Below are 20,391 nucleotides of genomic sequence, written 5' to 3'. Positions count from 1 at the left end.
TCTAAATAATTTGGTTTCTTATGATTATTAGGATAAACTTTTGATCATACAAACAAAGAGGATCATCATGAAAATAATTGTCGCTGTCAAACGTGTTGTTGATTATAATATCAAGATACGTGTCAAACCTGATGGCACGAGCGTTGATCTATCTCACGTAAAAATGTCTATGAACCCTTTTGACGAAATCGCCGTGGAAGAAGCAATTCGTCAGAAAGAATCTGGGAAAGTTTCAGAAGTTGTTCTTGTTTCAATTGGACCTGAAGCCGCACAGGAAACCTTACGAACAGGGCTTGCAATGGGTGCTGATCGCGCTCGCCTTGTAACAACAGAGCAAACACTTGAACCCTTAGCAGTTGCTAAAATTCTCAAGGTCATTGTTCATGATGAAAAACCCAATATGGTCTTTTTAGGGAAACAAGCCATTGATGATGATAGCAACCAAACCGGACAAATGTTAGCAGCGCTCCTTGGTTGGGGACAAGCAACTTTTGCTTCGCATCTAAAAATAGAAAATGGGCACGCAACTATTATCCGCGAAGTAGATAATGGCACACAAACTCTCTGTCTACCCCTCCCCATCGTAATGACTGCTGATCTACGGTTAAACGAACCACGTTATACTTCTCTGCCCAATATTATGAAGGCAAGAAAGAAGCACATTGAACAAAAAGCACTTGCTGACCTTGGCGTAGATACAAAAGCACGCTTAACAGTCCTTAGCGTTGAAGAGCCCAAAGCCCGCCAATCCGGTGTCAAAGTGGCTAATGTAGCAGAACTTGTCAATGCGCTAAAACAAACAAACCGCATTTAATATTCAATAACCTAGATCAAAACAACACTGTATAAAAGGACAAAAATTTATGGCGATTCTTTTATTAGCCGAACAAAATACAGAGGAAACCGCAAAAGCACTCACCGCAGCGCAAGCAATTAGTGATGATATTGATATTTTGGTTTGTGGAACAAAGGTTCAAGCAATTACCGAAAACACTGCCAAGCTCGCTGGTGTAAGACAAATTCTTGTCGCTGAAGCCGATTATTTAGCACATCAACTCGCTGAACCTATGGCAAATACAATTGTCAAATATGCGAATAATTATAATGTGATCATGGCTGCATCTACCAGTACTGGTAAAAATGTAATGCCACGCGTGGCTGCTCTTCTTGATCTTATGCAAATTTCAGACATTATCGCGGTTGTTGCCCCCGATACCTTTAAACGACCAATCTATGCAGGAAACGCACTTGAAACTGTACGCACCAATGATCCTCAAAAAGTTATTACAGTCCGTACAGCCTCTTTCACACCAGCTCCTTTCCAAAATAACATTGCTCCTATTAAAACGATAACGCCAGCTCCCAATCCAAACCTTTCTTCTTTCATAAAAGCAGAAACCAACAAAAGTGATCGCCCTGATCTTACCTCGGCACGTGTTATTATATCAGGCGGACGTGGTCTTGGCTCAAAAGAGCAATTTATGACACTCCTTCTCCCCCTTGCAAACAAACTAGAAGCTGCTTTAGGGGCCAGCCGCGCAGCAGTGGACGCAGGCTATGCCCCTAATGATTGGCAAATTGGACAAACAGGCAAAGTTGTTGCTCCCGAACTCTATATTGCTGTCGGTATTTCCGGTGCAATTCAACATTTAGCCGGCATAATGGATGCACAAGTTATCGTAGCTATTAACAAAGATGCTGAAGCCCCTATCATGCAAATTGCTGATTACGCCCTTGTAGGAGATCTTCATCAAATTATTCCTGAGTTGGAGAAAGCTTTATAAGCCATGAATGCATCTGTGCATCATCAACGTGAAACTATGGAATTTGACATAGTAATTGTTGGAGCTGGACCTGCAGGGCTTTCTGCAGCAATTCGTCTCAAACAGATTAACCCCGAACTTTCTGTCACAATCGTTGAAAAAGGCACTGAAGTTGGTGCACATATTCTGTCTGGAGCAGTTGTTGACCCCATTGGCATTGATACACTCTTGCCAGAATGGAGAAATGAAAACGATCATCCTTTTAAAACACCAGTCACCAGTGATCAGTTTTTTTTTCTAAAGCAAAAACACGCCACAATATTTCCCAATATTTTGCGCCCAAAAATCTTATCCAATGACGGATGCTATATCGTTTCACTCGGGAATGTTTGCCATTGGCTAAGCAAAAAAGCCGAAGCGCTCGGCGTCGAAATCTATCCTGGTTTTGCCATATCGGAAACCATTCAAAACGATAATGGGGCTATCATTGGTGTTCTCACAGGTGATATGGGTCTCGAAAAGAATGGAACCCTTGGGAAAAATTATATGCCGGGTATGGCCTTATTAGCAAAATATGTTCTAGTCGCAGAAGGCGCGCGTGGCTCCATTGCAAAACAACTAATACAGAAATTTGATCTTAGTAAAAACCGTGAACCACAAAAATTTGGTCTCGGTCTCAAAGAGCTTTGGGAAGTTGAACCACAAAAACACAAACTTGGTTTAGTTCAACATTTTACCGGTTGGCCCTTAGACAATCGTACCGGTGGTGGCGGTTTTCTTTATCACCAAGAAAACAACTTAATTTCTGCTGGTTTTGTTGTGCACTTAGATTATAAAAATCCTTATCTTTCTCCCTTCGAGGAATTTCAACGTTTTAAAACACATCCTCAACTTTATGAAATTTTCAAAGGTGCAAAGCGCCTTTCTTATGGTGCTCGCGTCATCAGTGAAGGTGGTTGGCAATCCGTACCAAAGCTTACCTTTCCCGGTGGAGCGCTTATTGGCTGTTCTGCTGGTTTTGTCAATGTCCCTCGTATCAAAGGCTCTCACAATGCCATTCTATCTGGTATATTAGCAGCCGATAAAATTGCTACAGCTCTTGCTCAAGGACGCGCCCATGACGAAGTCAAAGAAATCGAAGAACAATGGCGACAAGGTCCCATTGGCAAAGATCTTTATAAAGTACGCAACGCGAAACCACTATGGGCAAAATTCGGCACAAAATACGGGATTAAGCTTGCCGGCTTTGATCTGTGGTGGCAACAATTATTTGGATTTTCTTTATTTAGAACACTCTCTCACACAAAAGAAGATTATGAATGTCTCGAACCAGCAGAAAAATTTCAACCCATCGCTTATCCAAAACCAGATGGTATTGTAACCTTTGATCGTCTCTCCAGTGTCGCACTTTCTCATACGCATCATGAAGAAAACCAACCTTGCCATTTAAAAATAGCTTCATTAGAAAAACAAAAAGACTCCGAATATGCAATCTATGGAGGCCCCTCCACACGCTATTGCCCAGCAGCCGTCTACGAATGGCTAAACCATAATGATCAGAAAACTTATGTTATTAATGCTTCAAACTGCATACATTGTAAAACCTGCGATATCAAAGACCCCAACCAAAATATCAATTGGACTTGTCCGCAAGGCAGTGAGGGACCACTTTATCTCAATATGTAATCATTGTTCATTTTACTAAAATGAAAATCTGTAAAAACGTAACCAATAAGAGTGCTCCCTCTCAAAAATTAAAATCCCATCCACTACTTTTAAGGCACAAGTTCTTACACAATGTAGAATGTGTTCTATCACTACTCCCACAATAAAAGACTCTCTCACTACCGCATCACTTTTTTCATCAGAAATCTATAACATAGCTGCTATTAAAAACTTTTTATCTATCAATGACAAAACAATGACTAAGATATTGTGATCATTCTGCTCATAAAGGCGCAACTCATCACGCATCTTCATCATCTTTTTAATTCAACTCTCCGACCTTCAAAAACAGTCACAGCAATATCTTTTAAAGAATGAAGATTGCACAACACCACCCACCTTTGCTTTTCTCTGTTCTTTACTGGAGTCACGTCCCTCACAATGAACAACGCACCATTCCGCTACGCATTCGCACAACTGTTTCAAAGAAATATCTCTCATAACTCCCAAAACCCCATTTTTTCCCCTCCATGAACAGTATAATGTAAGGTCCATAGAGCACTATCATCTTCACATTTATGAAAACACAAACAGGCATCATCATTCTATTGACCAGATTAAAATGTTGCCTCTCTCCTGTATAAAATTTGTTTACAAAGGAGCATATTCACTCCCTTCTTAAATGATTTTTATCCATATATTGCTTCTTCCTATGACATATAAGCAAACGTTTTTTGATTCATGATAAGAAGAATTAAAAGAAGGAAAGCATGGCGTATTCAATTTTCTCATTCAAGTTGCATACTAATGTGAATATCTTTATAAATTAACTTGTTACTATAACAAAAGTTATGAATATTAATCTACCTTAGTTTTAAAATATGTATAGCAAACAATTTTGTAAATCTTTGTTCACGTAAGTCTAAACGAACACACCAATACCACTCTCATTAAGATCAGAAAAAATATTAATCCAGCATTTTTAATGTGTAAACGGAGCGTTTATTTTTTGCAAAGTGGTCTCAAGAGCCTTCATTAAAGCACTCTTTCCCCCTTGACGAGAAAAACAGTCTGACAACAGCTCATTTGTCCCCCCCTTCGTTGAAAACTCTTTCTCAAGCAGAGAAAAATCAAGAGGTTTTGAACAATCAGTTGCTATAGTTTTGCGCATTTCATCCGTAAGATTTCCAAACATCATAGAAAGAAAATCTGCTGATGGTTGTTTTTTCAACCCCTGTGTCACAAACCATTGGTGTGCTGTTTCTATAAAATTAAAATAAACCCCCATAAGTGAACCTGCCGTCATAAAAAGATTAAACTGCTCTTCTGCATCCAAGACCAATGTTCCCCCCAACGCATCAAACAAAGTGCGCAAAAATGGATGATCAGGATAAATGGGTGTCAAATTCTTACATTCTGCCACAAAAGGAAGTGGAACAGCACGATAAACCTTATGGTTTATCCACTCTTCAATTTCTGCTGCTTTTGCCATGGCAAGCACGGAAATAACAAGTTGTTCTGGATGAAAACGAAGAGAACGCAAAACTTCTTTTGCAATTTGGTTGGGCAAACAAAGAAAAACACAATCACTAACATCCAGCAATGCTTGATTATTTTCGGCAATAATAACCTTATCGTAATTGTGTGAAAGGCGCTCTGCACTTCGTGCATTGCGGGGAGAAACAATAATGGAAGAAACGTCAAAAGCGCTCATCATTAAGCCTTCGACCATTGAAGTACTGATTTTACCCGTTCCCAAAAAGCCAATTTTCATTTCTTCTTCTTATCCTCATAATTTCTAAAGAGAACGCAACCAGCGCTTCATGCATTTTAACTAACATAAACACTAATTGAGGAAGCAACACATAACATAGCAAGAATAATCAATCCCAAATAAACTTTGGGCTTATCAAAAATAACTGCAAAAGCAGAAAACCAACCAACGACAGCAGCCGCTAATGCGAATAAAAAACCTGGCTTATTCATGAGTACAATATGCATTGCCATCAAACCACCAATAATTAATACTCCAAAAACAATCAACAAACCCGTTGCAAACTTTTCATAATCATCCATATTTCACTCCTCATAGTGCTCAAACTGTTAAGCACTTTTTTACCCCATGTGTTCATAAAAACGAAATGTTTTCCATCTACCATGGTTAAAATGATATAGAAACTCTTATTTATCAGACGTAAAAAATGCTGGAATATGCTGCGGCCAACACCACGGTAAAATTGCAATCAAGTCAAAACGTACACATAAAAGCGCACGATCTTTTTGTCGTGCTAACCAAATATCTGCTGCGGCCTCAATGCGCCTCTCATTCACCCGAGAAACCGCTGCCATTGCTTCAGCTAATGTTGAGCGAGCTTTTACCTCAACAACTAATACAAGATTTCCACGCCGCGCAATTAAATCAATTTCACCGCATTTTGTTTTAAAACGAATTTCAGCAATGTGGAACCCTTTAAAACGTAACCACCAAGCAGCCCATTTTTCTGCACGAACACCTCGATAAAAAGATTTTTGCCTACGTTCTTTTTGTATGGTCTTCCCTATCATTTTATGCATCTTTTAAAAAATTCAACCGCTGAAAAAGTTCTTGCTTTTTTAAGCCTGTTTTCTTTGCTGCCAAAGCAGCCGCTTGAGCTGCAGAATGCGTACACGCCAATTCTAATAACATCTCATCAATTTCTTGATCACTCATTACGTCCAAAGAGGAAAGTGCTTCCCCAACAAGCACAACAATTTCTCCACGAATATGCGCTTGCTTACCGTATCTTTCAAATAAATGGCCTAAATTAGAAACATCTACTGTTTCAAACTTTTTTGTTAATTCACGACAAATTGCAGCTGGACGATCAGCCGAAAAAAAAGAGACCATATCCTGTAAAGTCTCGACGAGACGATGGGGTGATTCATAAAAAACTAACGTCGCAGGAATAGCTTTTAATTGTTCTAACCGCTTTTGACGCTGTACCTTTCGCGCACTCAAAAAACCAGCAAAGAAAAAACTATCTGTAGGGAGCCCTGTCGCAACAAGAGCAGCTAAAAGTGCTGATGCCCCAGGAATTGGAACGATTTTGTGACCAGCTTTGCGTGCCTCTTCTACCAATCGAAATCCAGGATCAGAAATAAGCGGTGTTCCAGCATCTGAGACGAGCGCTACAGTTTTATTTTCTGCTAAAGCTACTAATAATTTCGCCCCTGCTTTCTGTGCATTATGTTCATGATAAACAAATGATTTTTTCTGAATACCGTAGCGTTCCAACAAAATACGCGTCACCCGCGTATCCTCACACGCTAAAATATCAACACCTGCAAGTATTTGCAAAGCACGAAGAGTGATATCAGCAAGATTTCCAATAGGCGTTGCCACGAGATAAAGCCCTGGTTCTATGACGGGTGCAGAATAAGCATGAGAACCTATAAAATATGTTTTTTCACACATACCTTTCTTCCATAATCAAATATCCCCTCTCTAAAAGCTCTAAGCGAAAACCTTTATCCATGATCATCAACAAGTTCTGCACAATTTTCTTTGTCTCCGCCAAAAGATCAACTACTCGAATAATTGCTAGTAGCACAACAAGATAGCTTGCGCTAGCATCAACACTTTTCTTGGTATTATAACCCATTTTTGATCATTATTATTGCTTCCAATAGAATGAACTTCCAGCATTACTAATAACCACATCAGTCCCAATAATTTTCTACAAAACCTTTGCTCAAAAACCAAAACAAAATTCTATCCATTCCCACATTTCAAACGTCTTCAGTCTTTTAAAAGTTAAATTCTCTAGGTAACCTGCATTTTTAAAATCTATCCCATTTACTGATATTTAAATCCTCACCCCAAGCAAATATGAATCACTTGCGAGCAACAGCAACAACTACCTGTATCATTTTAAATAACATGGACCGTCAGCACTACAACATCTCATTTTGCAATATTTTCTACAACTTTTACAACGCTATGATCAATATTCAGCAACTTCATATAAAAGAACCGTGTTTTTTTCACACCCGAATGAGATCTTTAACCAATTCCATCCCACCAACAAAAAACAACTGAAAGCTTTTATACAAAAACAAAATTACCGCCCACTGCATGATTAGTTTTTTTACTCATTTCACTTCTAAAATATCTAACCCCAAAATGAGACACTCATGGACTACAATTCCCATAAAAACAGCTATTTATGTTTTTTTATATTGTATCCTAGCAAACCCTCTAAGAAAAACGTAAATTTAACAAAATTTGTCTTTCACTTGATCAACAATCGCACGATAAAGTTTGGCATGGTCCTCATCAGGATTAGAGACAAAGATAGGTATACCGCCATCCGAGGAAGATCGCAAAGCCGCATCAAGTGGTACTTCTGCCAAGAAAGGTACCCCTCGGCGTTCTGCTTCTGCACGCGCACCACCATGACCAAAAATATCGTAGCGTTTTTGCGTATCAGGAGCAATAAAATAACTCATATTTTCAATGAGTCCTAAAATAGGAACATCGACTTTCATAAACATTTCTATCGCTTTACGCGCATCAATTAAGGCAAGATCCTGCGGAGTAGAAACAATCAACGCACCCGTTAATTGCACTTGTTGAGCAAGTGTCAATTGTGCATCCCCTGTACCTGGTGGCATATCCACCACCAAAACATCAAGAGGTTCCCATAAAACATCTCTGAGCAATTGCGTCACAGCCGCCATTACCATGGGACCACGCCACACCACTGGCTTTTCCTCCTCAACCAAAAAACCCATTGACATCAATTTAAGTCCGAATTTTTCAAGAGGTTGGAGTTTTTTCTCGTCAATAAGCTGTGATTTTTGGTTAACAAGTCCTGTCAAACGTGGCAAAGATGGACCATAAATATCCGCATCCATCAAGCCCGTTTTGAAACCAGAATCCTGTAAAGCTAAAGCAATATTTATCGCCATTGTAGATTTGCCAACCCCTCCCTTTCCAGAAGCAACTGCAATCACATGCCGCACACCTTCTATCGGTGTTTTCACAGGTAATCCCTTTGCTTTATGTTTTGACGCAGGAAAATGAGAAGATACCTTCAATTTTTTTTCTGCTGTAAGTGTAACAACAACAGCTTTAACCCCATCCAAAGCACAAACCACTTCTTCAGCACCACGGCGCAACGATTCCCACTCTTGCACACGTCCATCCGGAACTGTAATGGAAAAGAAAACCTTGCCATGAGCAATCAATATTTCTGAAACAAGCCCCAATGATACAATATCACTTTCAAAATCCGGTCCTTTGACTTTATGTAATGCGTTGCGGATAACCTCACTTGTGATAAGATTCACTGTCTTTCCTCTCTATAAAAATACCCAAAAATATAGCAATTAAGGACTCAAAATACTTCAACTTCACCACCTAAAATTTCTTACTTTACTGAGAATTACAAAATGTAAATACATTACATTTTATCTCTTTAAAAACACGAAACCAATCTCAAATAAAAACCTCGAACGTAAAATCTGATATGAAATTCCATTAAACACGTTTGCCGTACAAACACTTTATGAATGTTTCTATAAAGGTCTTTAAAAGGCAAAACCAAGTACACTTTTTACGTTAAAAAATACACTTTACTACAATCATATACTAACGAGCGACGACTCTTTCTTTACCCCCCCCTCTGCCCCTTTACGTCTTGAGTATTCACTTGTCTTATAAAAAAGATAACTGTAAACTGCACCGTTACCAATTCGTGTTTTTCTTAACTTTTAAAGTGTTACGAATAAAATGTACCTCTATCGTAGAGTTTTTTGTTTTTTTAAGAGAGAGACAAATAATCTAAGATTGACTTTTTTTATATTTTTCCTTATGGATAAACGGCCGTATGATAGGGTAAGATTGTCCATCTAGCGCATAATTGCCTGTAAAATATAAGAAGGGCCGCACTCCGCGGTATTTAAATAAATGAAACGTACTTACCAACCCTCTAAACTTGTCCGTAAACGCCGCCATGGTTTTCGTGCACGTATGGCAACAGCTGGTGGCCGTAAAGTTATCGCCGCAAGGCGTGCTCGCGGACGTAAGCGGTTATCTGCTTAATCATTTAAATTTTCACAACAATTGAATATTATTTATCATTTCTGTTGTGAAGTTTTCGTTAGAAATTTTTTATGCCTGCTTTTGCGGGCATTTAGTGAAATTGCAAAACGCTCTTTATGAAGAAAAAACACCCCTGCCGTATTCGCAAAAGATCGGATTTTTTGGCTGTACGCACAGGAGAAAAACGACGTGGTCCTTTATTTTTGCTTGAAGTCAAATCCCATGAACAAACAGCAGAAATAAAATCTCCTCGTGTTGCGCGTGTAGGTTTCACGGTTACACGTAGAAACGGCAATGCTGTCAAACGCAACCGTATCAAAAGACGTTTGCGCGAAGCAGTAAGGGTTGGTTTAACAGATAACATGGAGGCAGGAACAGATTATGTCATTGTAGCACGTCCTGATGTGCTTCATGCACCTTTTTCATCTTTGATCAATGAATTAAACCGACGAATAAAATCAAAAACAAAGCATCAAAAACGGCAGCAGGGGTGTACGAATGGAATATAATCGCAATTTCTTTATCGCCATTGGATTGTCTTTTGGTGTACTTATAGCATGGCAGTTTCTTCATGTTATTCCCAAACAAGATGAATTACAGAAACAACAAATCATCGCACAGCAATTGTCAAAACAACAGTCTACACTTTCCACTCCTACTACAAGTTTTTCTGACACAGCACCAACGTACGGATCAGCATCCATAATTGATCACAAAATGACTCCTGAAATCCGGAATGCTATATTAGCCAAAACAAACCGTATTGCTATAAAAACCAATGAACTTGAAGGTTCCATTAATCTTGTTGGCGCACAGTTTGATGATCTTCTCCTCAAAAAATATCGCCTGACAGTAGAGAAAAAATCACCGGAAATTGCTTTACTAAACCCCAAAGGATTCACAACGACCTACCTTGCTGAATTTGGTTTTACTAGTCCTTCTTTGTCAAAAGAATCCTTGCCACAATCTGATACACAATGGCAAATAGAAGGAAACAACACGACACTGACTCCTTCAACACCAGTCACTTTAATTTATAATAACGGACAAGGACAAATCTTTCGTCGTGTTCTTTCTGTTGATGATCACTACATGTTTACCATTGAAGATTCTATCAGCAATGAAGGGAATAAGCCTATATATCTCTCATCCTATGCTCGCGTTGCACGCGCAGCTCCACCAGAACATACAAATGCGACCTACTTGCTTCATGAAGGCATGATAGGTATTGCAGGTGATTCACTTAAAACCGAGAAATACAAAAATTTAGCGGAGCTTGATCCAAATCCTGATAATGGGCAAAAAAGCATAGCGTTCTCTAAAGTGATAGGAGGCTGGATTGGTATTACCGATAAATATTGGGCTGTAGCGGTTATTCCCCCTCAAGATAAAGAATATACAAGCCGCTTTATTTATTTTGATCGCTTACAAACACATTATCAGTCTGATTTGCTCGGGTCACTTCTAACTATCGCTCCAAACGAAACAAAAACCGTTACAAATCGTCTTTTTGCTGGAGCAAAACAAGTTGAAATCATTAATCACTATCAAAATAACTTAAAAATTAAGAAATTTGCTCTTTTAATCGATTGGGGCTGGTTTGATTTCATCACCAAACCAATGTTTTCTCTTATTGACATTCTTTATAAGCAAACAGGCAATTTTGGTATCGCCATTCTTCTTGTCACAGTGCTCTTGAAAACACTGCTCTTCCCGCTAGCGAATAAGTCCTATAAATCTATGGCGCGTATGAAGCTTATACAACCGATGTTGTTGGAAATAAAAGAAAAATATCCAGATGATAGAACCAAACAACAACAAGCAATTATAGAACTGTATAAAACCCAAAAAATCAATCCTCTTGCGGGCTGTTGGCCAATGTTGGTTCAATTTCCAATATTTTTTGCTCTTTATAAAGTTCTGTATATTACCATCGAAATGCGGCATGCACCTTTCTTTGGTTGGATTCAAGATCTAGCAGCACCCGATCCAACTTCCCTTTTTAACCTGTTTGGCCTTTTACCGTACACGACCCCAACGTTTCTTATGCTTGGTGCATGGCCTTTGATCATGGGAATAACGATGTTTTTACAAATGCGTATGAACCCAGCTCCTCAAGATCAGACACAAGCTATGATCTTTGCGTGGATGCCGGTCATCTTTACTTTTATGCTCGCTTCCTTCCCTGTTGGTCTTGTCATCTACTGGGCATGGAACAATATACTGTCGATTATTCAGCAAGGTATCATGATGAAACGTCAAGGGGCTAAAATTGAGCTTTTTGATAATCTTAAAGCCTTGTGGCGAAGATCACCCAAAAAAGAAGTGCATGAATGACAAAATGTTCGTCTCTTTTGGGAATTTTTTTTCGCAAGTGGGTTTTTATTCGTGGTGTACCAGCAATACGCTTTCTCCCACCAGAAGGACCACCGGAAATCGCATTTGCGGGACGTTCGAATGTTGGAAAATCATCTTTGATCAACGCACTCGTCCAACAAAAAGGCTTGGCGCGTACCTCAAATACACCAGGGCGCACTCAAGAACTTAATTACTTTGTACCCGATGGTTTTAGTGGACAACTAGGAGATCTCCCTCCTATAGCGCTCGTAGATATGCCAGGTTATGGTTTTGCCGAAGCCCCTAAAAATCTGGTTGATGCGTGGACAGAGTTGATTTTTAACTATTTGCGGGGGCGTACAACATTAAAACGTGTTTATGTCTTGATTGATTCACGTCATGGAATCAAAAAAAATGATTCAGATGTTTTAGATCTTCTTGATAAAGCAGCTGTTTCTTATCAAATTGTTTTAACGAAAAGTGATAAAATAAAATCGAATGTCCTTGAAAAATTAATAATAACCACAAAAACACATCTGCTCAAACATCCAGCAGCTTATCCTGAACTTCTTGTGACATCTTCAGAAAAAGCATTAGGTTTGGAAGAATTGCGTACCGCCATTTTACAAGCAATCGCAGCATAGAACACATTCCTTTTATTAAAAGTTTATTAAACATAATTATGAGCTTTTACTAATAATCTTGTACTTCTAGTAAAGCACCTTTATAAAAATTCCTAATACTTGAAAAAATTCTCATCAACTCTATTTGATAGCGTAGATTATGCTGACACTTTTTCATTCTCCTCTATCTTCTGCCTCTCGATTTGTACGCCTCATTCTTGGAGAATATGGTGTAAGCACTCAATTGATTGAAGAACATGAATGGGCAAGAAGACACGAATTTCTTGCATTGAATCCAGCTGGTCATGTCCCTGTTCTTCTTGATGAATACGAAGTTCCATTATCAGGAGCTTTTGTTATCTACGAATATTTAGATGAAACACATGGAAATTTACGACAAGAGAATAAATTCTTTCCAGAAAATCCTTTAGACCGTGCCGAGGTGCGCCGCCTCAATGACTGGTTTTTAAATAAATTTGAAAATGAAGCTGCACGCCATATTGTACGAGAGCGAGTCTATAAACGTGAAATGCCGTTAGCCATTGGTGGTGGTGCTCCAAATTCACAAATTTTACGCAATGCGCGTGCAAACATTTTACCACATATGAACTATCTCAATTGGCTCTGCGCATCTCGTGACTGGTTAGTCGGCTCTGCATTATCTTATGCGGATCTAGCAGCCGCAGCTTCTGTTTCTGTGCTTGATTTTCTAGGGGAAATTGATTGGGATCAATCCCCTGCCGCCAAAGACTGGTATATGCGGATGAAATCACGACCTTCTTTTCGTTCACTTTTAACAGATCGTATCCGAGGAATCGTAGCGAGTCCTCATTATGCGGATCTTGACTTCTAAGCATCTCCCTTGACAAGTAGAAAGAGGTATTAACATTACCTCCGCACCAATAAAATTCCATGCATTTTTATGCACGGTGTAATAAAGCATCGACCTATAAAGCTAGTTCATTATTTTACAACTGGAATGCCACCCCAAATACAAGAATGTTTTCTTATTTTTGCCTCCATTTTATGATGAATTAACGAACGTTTTCTTGCACATTACAAGCAGAATTGGTGTGCAAATAAAAATCATTTCAGAAAGAATTTGAAATATCTTATGGATTGTTTAAATGCAAAAACTATAACAGTGTTGAGAACTAAACAATAAAATGGTGATACCATCTTGCAAGACCTCACGGCATATTACGTAACATTTATATTGTTTACTCTATAACGAAGACAAAAGCATTTTTTACATGGGCTTCTATAAACTGAGAATTCTTTCACATAACTAAAAAATGAAATTTGTCCCCACAGAGAAAAAGAACCGTTGGAAAGAGAGAGAATTTTCCTATACTTAAAAAGCAAAGTCATAAGGAGAAAGATATGCGCCTTACAGTTGTTGGTGCTAATGGAAAAATGGGGCGTGAGCTCATCACAGCTATCCAAAGCAGGAAAGACGTAGAGCTTTGTGCTGTGCTTGTGCGCAAAGGATCACCTTTTGTAAACAAAGATGCCAGCACATTGATTGATTCAAGCCCTCTTGGCATTCAGATCACGGATGATCCTGAAAATGCCTTTTCGCATACTGAAGGTATTTTAGATTTTTCACAGCCACAAGCCAGTATTCTCTATGCCAACTATGCTGCTCAAAAAAGCCTTGTCCATATTATCGGCACAACAGGATTTAGCAAAACAGAAGAAGAAAAGATTGCAGATTTTGCAAAATATACAACTATTGTCAAATCTGGAAATATGAGCCTTGGGATAAATTTGTTAGCAAACTTTGTAAAAAAAGCCGCCAAAGCATTAGAACCTGATGATTTTGATATTGAAATTTACGAAATGCATCACGCTGGCAAAGTTGATGCCCCTTCTGGAACAGCTCTTCTTCTTGGGCAAGCAGCAGCAGAAGGTCGTGATATTATGCTTAAAAACATGAGTATTAGTGAACGCAGTGGTCATATAGGTAAACGCAAAAAAGGCACAATAGGCTTTGCCTGTTCACGGGGTGGAACGGTTGTTGGCGACCATAGTGTCACTTTTGCCGGCCCAAATGAGCGTATCGTTTTTTCACACTCAGCGCAAGAACGCTCTGTTTTTGCCAACGGTGCATTAAAAGCAGCTTTATGGGCAAAGAACCACGAAAATGGCCTTTATTCAATGCTTGATGTTTTGGGATTGAACGATGAACTTTAAACAATCAATTGAATGTGGGAAATTCATAATGGGACGCACACTTGTACTAATCCGTCATGGACAAAGTGAATGGAATCTCAAAAACCTTTTTACTGGTTGGAAAGATCCAGATTTGACAGAAAAAGGTCATACTGAAGCAATAACAGCAGGAAAGAAACTTAAAGAAGCTGGTTTAAAATTTGATATTGCTTTTACATCTAACTTACAGCGCGCACAAAAAACAGCGCAACACATTTTAGAGCAGATGGAACAATCCAATTTGCAATTGATAAAAAATCCAGCATTGAATGAGAGAAATTATGGTGATCTTGCTGGTTTAAATAAAGATGAAGTCCGTCACCAATGGGGAGATGAGCAAGTGCAAATATGGCGCCGCTCCTATACGATTGCTCCTCCTAATGGAGAAAGCTTACGTGATACTGGCGCTCGCGTTTGGCCTTACTATCTTTACCATATCCAACCACATATTCTGCGCTCTAAAACTGTTTTGGTTGCAGCACACGGCAACACTCTTCGTGCTCTTATTATGGCACTTGAAGGTCTAAACGGTGAAGAAATTATCTCCAAAGAATTAGCAACCGGTATTCCTATTATTTATACATTTAATTCTGACTCAACGATTTTATCAAAGACGATCATTACACCTTAAATTTCTAAAATCGTAGTGGACATAAAGAGTTTAACTCAACAGTTTTGAACTGAAGAACAAATTTTATAATTTTATTGACAGAGCTGTTTCACAAGCTTAGATGAATTTTAAGCCCAGATGGCGGAATTGGTAGACGCGCAGGTTTCAGGTACCTGTGCCGCAAGGCGTGGAGGTTCGAGTCCATTCATGGTCGGCGCCGTGAAATGGGATTGGGTGCCTTGAGAGATGTCTCTTTAAAACAAGCCCGTGAATTGGCAACTGGGTGGCGTGCTATTTTACGTGAAGGGCGTGACCCCATTAAAGAACGCAATAAACAAAAGCGTGAGGCGATAAGCAATCTCCATTATTTAAAAGACATTGCTTTAGATGCTTTTGAAAGTCGTAAAGCTGAATTAAAAGATGATGGTAAAGATGGAACTTGGTTTTTACCATTACGCCTTCATATTTTGCCCAAATTAGGCTGTCTGCAGGTTTCAGAGATTACTCAAACAGAGATACGCAATACTCTTGCCCCTATTTGGCATACAGCATTGATGCGTCTTAATCTTTGTCTTAAACATGCTGCTGACTTAGGATTGGATGTTGATTTACAGGCAACAGAAAAAGCACAAGCTCTCTCAGGCAAACAACGCCATAAGATCACGAACAGACCAGCTATGGATTGGAGAGATGTTCCTGCCTTTTATCAGTTCCTCTGTAAAACACAAAACATAACACATCTGGCTTTGCGTTTGCTTATTCTTACAGCTGTTCGTTCTAACCCTTTACGTCATATTCGTGAAGATCAGATTGATAAGAATATCTGGACAATTCCTGCTGAAAATATGAAAGGAAGGCGTGTTGCTACAACAGAGTTTCACGTGCCTCTATCATCAGAGGCATTAGAAATTTTAAAATAAGCGCGCTCGCTTTCTCGCAATGATTTCTTTTTTTCTGCAACTGGTCGCGGTCCCCTTGCTGAACGCTGTATGTCACAATATATGCAACGTACTGGTCTTGAAGCTTTCCCCCATGGTTTTCGCTCTAGTTTACGCAATTTGGCTCGCTGAAACAACCGATGCCCCTTATGAGGTTGCTGAAACCATTCTAAGTCATACGGTCGAGGGGCAAGTAGAACGTGCCTATCGTCGTACTGATTATCTAGAACAGCGCCGTATCTATATGGATAAATGGGCGGCTTATGTCACGGGGCAATCTTAACAGATGGGGTGCATAACCCCATCATCTGTGGATAACTTTCTCTCTCTGTTCTCTCATATCATCTCAATAAGATTCATCACTTATCACATCAGAAAAACTATGATAAAATATTGTTTTTTATAGATTAAATACCTTTCAAATTCTTCCAAAATATGGTTAATAAATGCTTATGATTTGTTTTCATTTTTTGAGACTGAAAGGATTTTAGTATGACAGAAAATGATATTCTTTTGACAGACCGTGAAAGTGCAAAATTGCTTCATATGAGTGTTTCGACATTCCGCCGTCATGTAACCAATGGATCTTTGCCAAAACCTTTAAAGTTTGGTTTTTTATCGCGTTGGTTACAATGGGATCTTATCAATGTCATCGAGCAAGCGAAAGAGAAACGTTATAACGACGCGGCATAAAAAGAAAACCTTGTCACGTAAAGACGGACAAGGCTTTCTCAAGCTCATCACCCTAGAGATAGCAAAATCTGTCCTGTGATGCAACATCATAGAATAAAAATGTGCAATTATAGAAATGCACAAGGCATGACCGCTGTCTTGCCTTGTGAAGGTTTAGCTCATTTTCTGCTGTTATATTACTTCACAGATATTAGTGAGGTGGTAGATTGAGGAAAGAACCCCGCCATTCCAAGCTAACACAAAGATGGAAGATTGTTTCCATCACAAACAGCAAGATTTAAGGCTGGCATTCCGGTTGATCTTTATTCTCCTTACAATAAGGGCTATTTAAGCGTATCTCAACACTTCGCTGAGGAATAACAGCATCAGGTTGACAAATGGAAAGATTATAAGCTTTATACTTCTCACTCTCACACCAGCTCGACTCTCCAAATTTATTACGAAATCCTGCTTGAGCCATGCAAGCATCAACGGATGCCTGCTCATTGAGTTTTTCACGAACATGTGCATGCACATTGAGTTTCTCACGATTGACTTTTTTACGGATGCTCAGAGCTTCTTCTTCAGAAAAAGTCTGTATTCCGCATTCTAACAACGCTTTTTTTATCTCAAGCTTATCTGCACCAGACTTTTCCCATACATCTACAACCGTTAAAGGAGTTTGATCTGAGTAACATCCAGATATAATGCACAACGCTATTCCACTCAATGATTTTAAGATTTTCTTCATTTCATTCCCTATAATAAATTTTCATACTATAAAACAATCCATATATTTTTGTATTCTAGTTTCTCACTTCAAGAACAATTATGAATATTGTCGGTATTCATATAGAAAAAAACTCCTGTGACGCAACATCATAGGATAGAAAATGTACGATTATAAAAATGCTCATGGCATAACAAATGCCTTGCGTGATGTTTGGCATGGGCGTTATGGAAGTGCCCATTGCCCTGCTCATGATGATAGGCTGCCCAGCTTATCCCTTGCTAATGGACATGATTGACGTCTCTTACTCTATTGTTATGCCGTATGTTCTTTTAAAGAAATCATACAATCGCTTACAAGAATTGGATGCTTGGGAAACAAGCCTTTTTTGATAAAGCTTATGATCATACGCTCTCTTTCTCAAAACAGGTTTGTGCTGATCTCAAACGAGCGAAACAGAAAGGAGAAAAAGCACAAAAGATTTGTCAACAAAGCCAACCGATCAAAAATACTTTAGCTGATTTTACCTTAGCTGCGCATGCCTATAGCCAAGGCTTTGAGGTCTTTATCATGCAAGCTCCAAAAGGAGCCGATTTTAATAATGTATTACTTTCTCAAAAGAGGGAACTATGAAAGAAAGTCATTTACAAAACAACAATGATAATCCCTCCGTCAATGATAACGATAATGCTTGTTTAAAAGCCATTCCTTATGAACAAGCCTTGCAACAAAATGGTTGGGGCAATTAAAACCAATTGCTATGGCTCTCTTACCCGTCGAGCCTTTTAAAATATTCCTACTTCCAACATCATTAATAAACTATGTTTATGACGTTGCTGATATGCAACAATCTTCTATCGACTTTGTTGCTATCTCTGCTTTATGTGGCTTGGCTGCTGTCATTGGAAATGGCGTGCATATCACTCCAAAATAACATGCCAATTGGACAATTGTTCCTAATCTCTGGAGGGTTATTGTGGGGTAACCTTCAACTATGAAAACAGATACCATGGAAGCTGCTTTAGCACCTCTCGATGTTTTTCAAGAGGAATGGCATCAAGAATGGTTAAAGAAGAAAAAACAGCAAGAAACAAAAGATATTCTTATTGAATTAGACAAAAGAGAAAAGAAAAAACAAGCCTACAAAGCACTCAAAGATCAAGACGAGGAACAAGCCCTTGCTCTTCTTTCTCAATCTCTTGAATATAAAGAAAGTGAGGAAGATGACACGCTTAATAAACGACGTCTTATTGTCAACGATGTGACCGTCGAAAAGCTTGGGGAATTGTTAAAAGAAACCCCCCGTGGTTTATTGTTGGTTCGTGATGAATTACCTGGTTTTTTATCCGATTTGGAACGTAAGGAATATCAATCAGACCGTTCTTTTTATCTAACAGCTTTTAATGGCAAAAAATCATACATCTATGACCGTATAGGACGTGGAACCATTTTTATTCCCAATGAAACCATTTCCATCATTGGGGGCATTCAACCTTCACGAATTATTCCCATTGTTCAAGCAATGCACCATGGAACAAATAATGACGGCTTATTGCAACGCTTTCAAATGCTGGTGTGGACCGATGAACGAAAAGAGCGGTTACGGGTTGATAGACCTCCCAATCAAAAGGCATGGGAAAGTTATCAAGGAGTCTTTCGTTCTCTTTATGATAAACCTTTAGGATCAGCAAAACACCCCATTACCATACGCTTTTCTACTGATGCGCAAGAGATGTTTCGTGAATGGTGAAAAAAATTTCAAAGAACAATCAAAGGAGGTCATTTCTCTGCAAGTTTACAAGCGCATCTTTTGAAAATGAATAAAACCATACTAATGTATAGGTTTTCATGAATCCTCCCCTACGTGCTTTTTAATTCTTTGCAAAGGAATTCATAAAAATTACTGGCGTAATATTCGCAATCGCCCAATGCAAGCATGACATAGAGTGGGCATTCACCATCCCGAAACTGCGTATAATCAAAGTAAAAGGTTTCATCAAAATCAGCATCACAAACGATAAGCTGTTCTGGTGTCGCAAAACCATCTTTTCTATCGAGTAAGTTTCGGTAAACAATATCACCAGCAGGAATACCTTCCCCGCAATCTCCATAAATGCTAAAAATTTCTTCGCCACCAATTTCTCCTCCTTTATAATTTTTTAAAAAACTCTTATAAGACGATGTAAATTGTAAACCGAGAGTTTTCTCTGCCTTTTCAATCAGTAGATCATCAACCGCATTTTCTGCAGTACCAAAATTGATAATATCATCATCATATTTATTAACCTTATCAATTAATATTGCAACATCATCTAAGGTATAGGTTTTCATCAATTATTCTCCATAAATTATTTTATAAGTCTCTGTTTTTTCTCTTTTCAATTAACCGTAGAGCATTACTGCCGATGCTCCTGTCCCCATCCGTTAAAATCTATCCCTATGATACCCCATTTCATATCGATTATTCCTCCTAAGTTACTGTTTGCCTCTTCTCTATACCCCTGAGCACGTTCCTTCCAATATTCCTCTCTCTGCTTCTCAAACTTTTTTCTATCTATAAGCGATTGATGTGTTTTTGGATTAGCATGAATCACGGACGTATATTTGTTATGATCTTTACTACCAATTTCTGCTATGGGCCCCTCATGCGTTTGCTTTAGGTGATGCAACTCAACAGGCTCACCATCAAAACCTATAGGCGCTCTTCCTGTTTCCATTCTCTCAATATTGGTGCCCCACACGTCTTTCTTGTTT

Annotated in this window: 19 protein-coding genes, 1 tRNA gene and 4 pseudogenes; 15 read left to right on the top strand and 9 right to left on the bottom strand. The window is 38.9% G+C overall.

The genetic code is table 11. The features are described 5' to 3' along the window. The first annotated feature begins 67 nt into the window (after positions 1-67). The 3 genes from MCO_RS06060 to MCO_RS06050 are packed head-to-tail and all read left to right on the top strand — an operon-like array spanning position 68 to position 3,449. Positions 68-814 (top strand): electron transfer flavoprotein subunit beta/FixA family protein, encoded by a 747-nt coding sequence (locus tag MCO_RS06060; protein ID WP_007553262.1) that lies wholly within the window; start codon positions 68-70, stop codon positions 812-814. Between the two features lie 49 nt (positions 815-863). Beyond that, positions 864-1,784, top strand: a complete 921-nt coding sequence (locus tag MCO_RS06055; protein ID WP_007553261.1) for an electron transfer flavoprotein subunit alpha/FixB family protein — start codon at positions 864-866, stop codon at positions 1,782-1,784. A 3-nt stretch (positions 1,785-1,787) separates the two neighbouring features. Continuing rightward, positions 1,788-3,449: an electron transfer flavoprotein-ubiquinone oxidoreductase gene (locus MCO_RS06050; protein ID WP_007553260.1), complete on the top strand. Its 1,662-nt coding sequence runs from the start codon at positions 1,788-1,790 to the stop codon at positions 3,447-3,449. Positions 3,450-4,410: 961 nt separating this feature from the next. Here MCO_RS06050 and MCO_RS06045 read toward each other — a convergent pair. From MCO_RS06045 to MCO_RS06020, 6 genes are all read right to left on the bottom strand, one after another. Then, positions 4,411-5,202, bottom strand: a complete 792-nt coding sequence (locus tag MCO_RS06045) for a pyrroline-5-carboxylate reductase (protein WP_007553259.1) — start codon at positions 5,200-5,202, stop codon at positions 4,411-4,413. Positions 5,203-5,258: 56 nt separating this feature from the next. Then, positions 5,259-5,504 carry a hypothetical protein gene (locus tag MCO_RS06040; protein ID WP_007553258.1) on the bottom strand — a complete coding sequence of 82 codons (246 nt, stop codon included), beginning with the start codon at positions 5,502-5,504 and terminating at the stop codon, positions 5,259-5,261. Between the two features lie 105 nt (positions 5,505-5,609). After that, entirely contained in the window at positions 5,610-5,978 is a 369-nt protein-coding gene (locus MCO_RS06035; protein WP_196794032.1) for a YraN family protein, read from the bottom strand. 16 nt (positions 5,979-5,994) lie between these two features. Next, positions 5,995-6,882, bottom strand: coding sequence for a 16S rRNA (cytidine(1402)-2'-O)-methyltransferase (rsmI, locus tag MCO_RS06030; protein ID WP_007553256.1), 888 nt, complete (start codon positions 6,880-6,882; stop codon positions 5,995-5,997). Next, positions 6,875-7,069, bottom strand: a complete 195-nt coding sequence (locus MCO_RS06025; RefSeq protein ID WP_007553255.1) for a hypothetical protein — start codon at positions 7,067-7,069, stop codon at positions 6,875-6,877. Before MCO_RS06025 ends, rsmI begins: the two co-directional genes overlap by 8 nt. A 613-nt stretch (positions 7,070-7,682) precedes the next feature. Next, a complete protein-coding gene (locus MCO_RS06020; protein WP_007553254.1) occupies positions 7,683-8,759 on the bottom strand; it encodes an Mrp/NBP35 family ATP-binding protein in 1,077 nt (358 codons plus the stop codon). A 619-nt stretch (positions 8,760-9,378) separates the two neighbouring features. Here MCO_RS06020 and rpmH point away from each other — a divergent pair. From rpmH to MCO_RS05965, 10 genes and pseudogenes are all read left to right on the top strand, one after another. Continuing rightward, entirely contained in the window at positions 9,379-9,513 is a 135-nt protein-coding gene (gene rpmH / locus MCO_RS06015) for a 50S ribosomal protein L34 (RefSeq protein ID WP_005864709.1), read from the top strand. Positions 9,514-9,629: 116 nt separating this feature from the next. Beyond that, positions 9,630-10,022: a ribonuclease P protein component gene (gene rnpA / locus MCO_RS06010; RefSeq protein ID WP_007553253.1), complete on the top strand. Its 393-nt coding sequence runs from the start codon at positions 9,630-9,632 to the stop codon at positions 10,020-10,022. Next, positions 10,012-11,850 (top strand): membrane protein insertase YidC, encoded by a 1,839-nt coding sequence (gene yidC, locus MCO_RS06005; RefSeq protein ID WP_007553252.1) that lies wholly within the window; start codon positions 10,012-10,014, stop codon positions 11,848-11,850. The genes rnpA and yidC overlap by 11 nt, the downstream gene beginning before the upstream one ends. Then, complete coding sequence (gene yihA, locus MCO_RS06000; protein ID WP_007553251.1) at positions 11,847-12,494, top strand: ribosome biogenesis GTP-binding protein YihA/YsxC; 648 nt, start codon at positions 11,847-11,849, stop codon at positions 12,492-12,494. Before yidC ends, yihA begins: the two co-directional genes overlap by 4 nt. Before the next feature lie 139 nt (positions 12,495-12,633). Further along, positions 12,634-13,326 (top strand): glutathione S-transferase family protein, encoded by a 693-nt coding sequence (locus MCO_RS05995; RefSeq protein WP_007553250.1) that lies wholly within the window; start codon positions 12,634-12,636, stop codon positions 13,324-13,326. A 530-nt stretch (positions 13,327-13,856) separates the two neighbouring features. Next, the gene (dapB, locus tag MCO_RS05990; RefSeq protein ID WP_007553249.1) at positions 13,857-14,669 is read left to right on the top strand and encodes a 4-hydroxy-tetrahydrodipicolinate reductase; all 813 of its coding nucleotides are present in this window, start codon (positions 13,857-13,859) and stop codon (positions 14,667-14,669) included. A 28-nt stretch (positions 14,670-14,697) separates the two neighbouring features. Continuing rightward, complete coding sequence (locus MCO_RS05985) at positions 14,698-15,318, top strand: 2,3-bisphosphoglycerate-dependent phosphoglycerate mutase (RefSeq protein ID WP_007553248.1); 621 nt, start codon at positions 14,698-14,700, stop codon at positions 15,316-15,318. Positions 15,319-15,429: 111 nt separating this feature from the next. Beyond that, positions 15,430-15,514, top strand: a tRNA-Leu gene (locus tag MCO_RS05980). Then, positions 15,498-16,518: pseudogene (locus MCO_RS05975) on the top strand (tyrosine-type recombinase/integrase); the annotation flags it as partial. The gene MCO_RS05980 and the pseudogene MCO_RS05975, both read left to right, overlap by 17 nt. 209 nt (positions 16,519-16,727) lie before the next feature. Then, positions 16,728-16,928, top strand: a complete 201-nt coding sequence (locus MCO_RS05965) for an AlpA family transcriptional regulator (RefSeq protein ID WP_007553217.1) — start codon at positions 16,728-16,730, stop codon at positions 16,926-16,928. Positions 16,929-17,205: 277 nt separating this feature from the next. On the opposite strand, the gene MCO_RS05960 is transcribed toward MCO_RS05965, so the two are convergent. After that, on the bottom strand, positions 17,206-17,658 hold the full coding sequence (locus MCO_RS05960) for a hypothetical protein (protein ID WP_007553246.1): 453 nt from the start codon (positions 17,656-17,658) through the stop codon (positions 17,206-17,208). 142 nt (positions 17,659-17,800) lie between these two features. On the opposite strand from MCO_RS05960, the pseudogene MCO_RS11570 reads away from it, so the two are divergent. Next, a pseudogene (locus MCO_RS11570) lies at positions 17,801-18,159 on the top strand (hypothetical protein); the annotation flags it as partial. Positions 18,160-18,266: 107 nt separating this feature from the next. Continuing rightward, positions 18,267-19,468 (top strand): annotated as a pseudogene (locus MCO_RS05950) (DUF3987 domain-containing protein); the annotation flags it as partial. A gap of 32 nt (positions 19,469-19,500) precedes the next feature. Here MCO_RS05950 and MCO_RS05945 read toward each other — a convergent pair. Both MCO_RS05945 and MCO_RS11235 read right to left on the bottom strand, forming a co-directional pair. Continuing rightward, a pseudogene (locus MCO_RS05945) lies at positions 19,501-19,968 on the bottom strand (SMI1/KNR4 family protein); the annotation flags it as partial. A 65-nt stretch (positions 19,969-20,033) separates the two neighbouring features. Beyond that, on the bottom strand, positions 20,034-20,378 hold the full coding sequence (locus MCO_RS11235) for an HNH/ENDO VII family nuclease (RefSeq protein ID WP_256364624.1): 345 nt from the start codon (positions 20,376-20,378) through the stop codon (positions 20,034-20,036). Positions 20,379-20,391 lie beyond the last annotated feature (13 nt).

Origin of the sequence: Bartonella sp. DB5-6, assembly GCF_000278115.1 — a bacterium.
GTDB lineage: Bacteria > Pseudomonadota > Alphaproteobacteria > Rhizobiales > Rhizobiaceae > Bartonella > Bartonella refiksaydamii.
The sequence above is the reverse complement of the archived record's forward strand: the minus strand, read 5'-3'. Positions and strand labels throughout refer to the sequence as shown.

Excerpts from the sequence above, each read along its gene's own strand:
- MCO_RS06060 (WP_007553262.1), top strand. The coding sequence starts at position 68 with ATGAAAATAATTGTCGCTGTCAAACGTGTTGTTGATTATAATATCAAG.
- MCO_RS06055 (WP_007553261.1), top strand. The coding sequence starts at position 864 with ATGGCGATTCTTTTATTAGCCGAACAAAATACAGAGGAAACCGCAAAA.
- MCO_RS06050 (WP_007553260.1), top strand. The coding sequence starts at position 1,788 with ATGAATGCATCTGTGCATCATCAACGTGAAACTATGGAATTTGACATA.
- MCO_RS06045 (WP_007553259.1), bottom strand. The coding sequence starts at position 5,202 with ATGAAAATTGGCTTTTTGGGAACGGGTAAAATCAGTACTTCAATGGTC.
- MCO_RS06040 (WP_007553258.1), bottom strand. The coding sequence starts at position 5,504 with ATGGATGATTATGAAAAGTTTGCAACGGGTTTGTTGATTGTTTTTGGA.
- rsmI (WP_007553256.1), bottom strand. The coding sequence starts at position 6,882 with ATGTGTGAAAAAACATATTTTATAGGTTCTCATGCTTATTCTGCACCC.
- MCO_RS06025 (WP_007553255.1), bottom strand. The coding sequence starts at position 7,069 with ATGGGTTATAATACCAAGAAAAGTGTTGATGCTAGCGCAAGCTATCTT.
- rpmH (WP_005864709.1), top strand. The coding sequence starts at position 9,379 with ATGAAACGTACTTACCAACCCTCTAAACTTGTCCGTAAACGCCGCCAT.
- rnpA (WP_007553253.1), top strand. The coding sequence starts at position 9,630 with ATGAAGAAAAAACACCCCTGCCGTATTCGCAAAAGATCGGATTTTTTG.
- yidC (WP_007553252.1), top strand. The coding sequence starts at position 10,012 with ATGGAATATAATCGCAATTTCTTTATCGCCATTGGATTGTCTTTTGGT.
- yihA (WP_007553251.1), top strand. The coding sequence starts at position 11,847 with ATGACAAAATGTTCGTCTCTTTTGGGAATTTTTTTTCGCAAGTGGGTT.
- MCO_RS05995 (WP_007553250.1), top strand. The coding sequence starts at position 12,634 with ATGCTGACACTTTTTCATTCTCCTCTATCTTCTGCCTCTCGATTTGTA.
- dapB (WP_007553249.1), top strand. The coding sequence starts at position 13,857 with ATGCGCCTTACAGTTGTTGGTGCTAATGGAAAAATGGGGCGTGAGCTC.
- MCO_RS05985 (WP_007553248.1), top strand. The coding sequence starts at position 14,698 with ATGGGACGCACACTTGTACTAATCCGTCATGGACAAAGTGAATGGAAT.
- MCO_RS05965 (WP_007553217.1), top strand. The coding sequence starts at position 16,728 with ATGACAGAAAATGATATTCTTTTGACAGACCGTGAAAGTGCAAAATTG.
- MCO_RS05960 (WP_007553246.1), bottom strand. The coding sequence starts at position 17,658 with ATGAAGAAAATCTTAAAATCATTGAGTGGAATAGCGTTGTGCATTATA.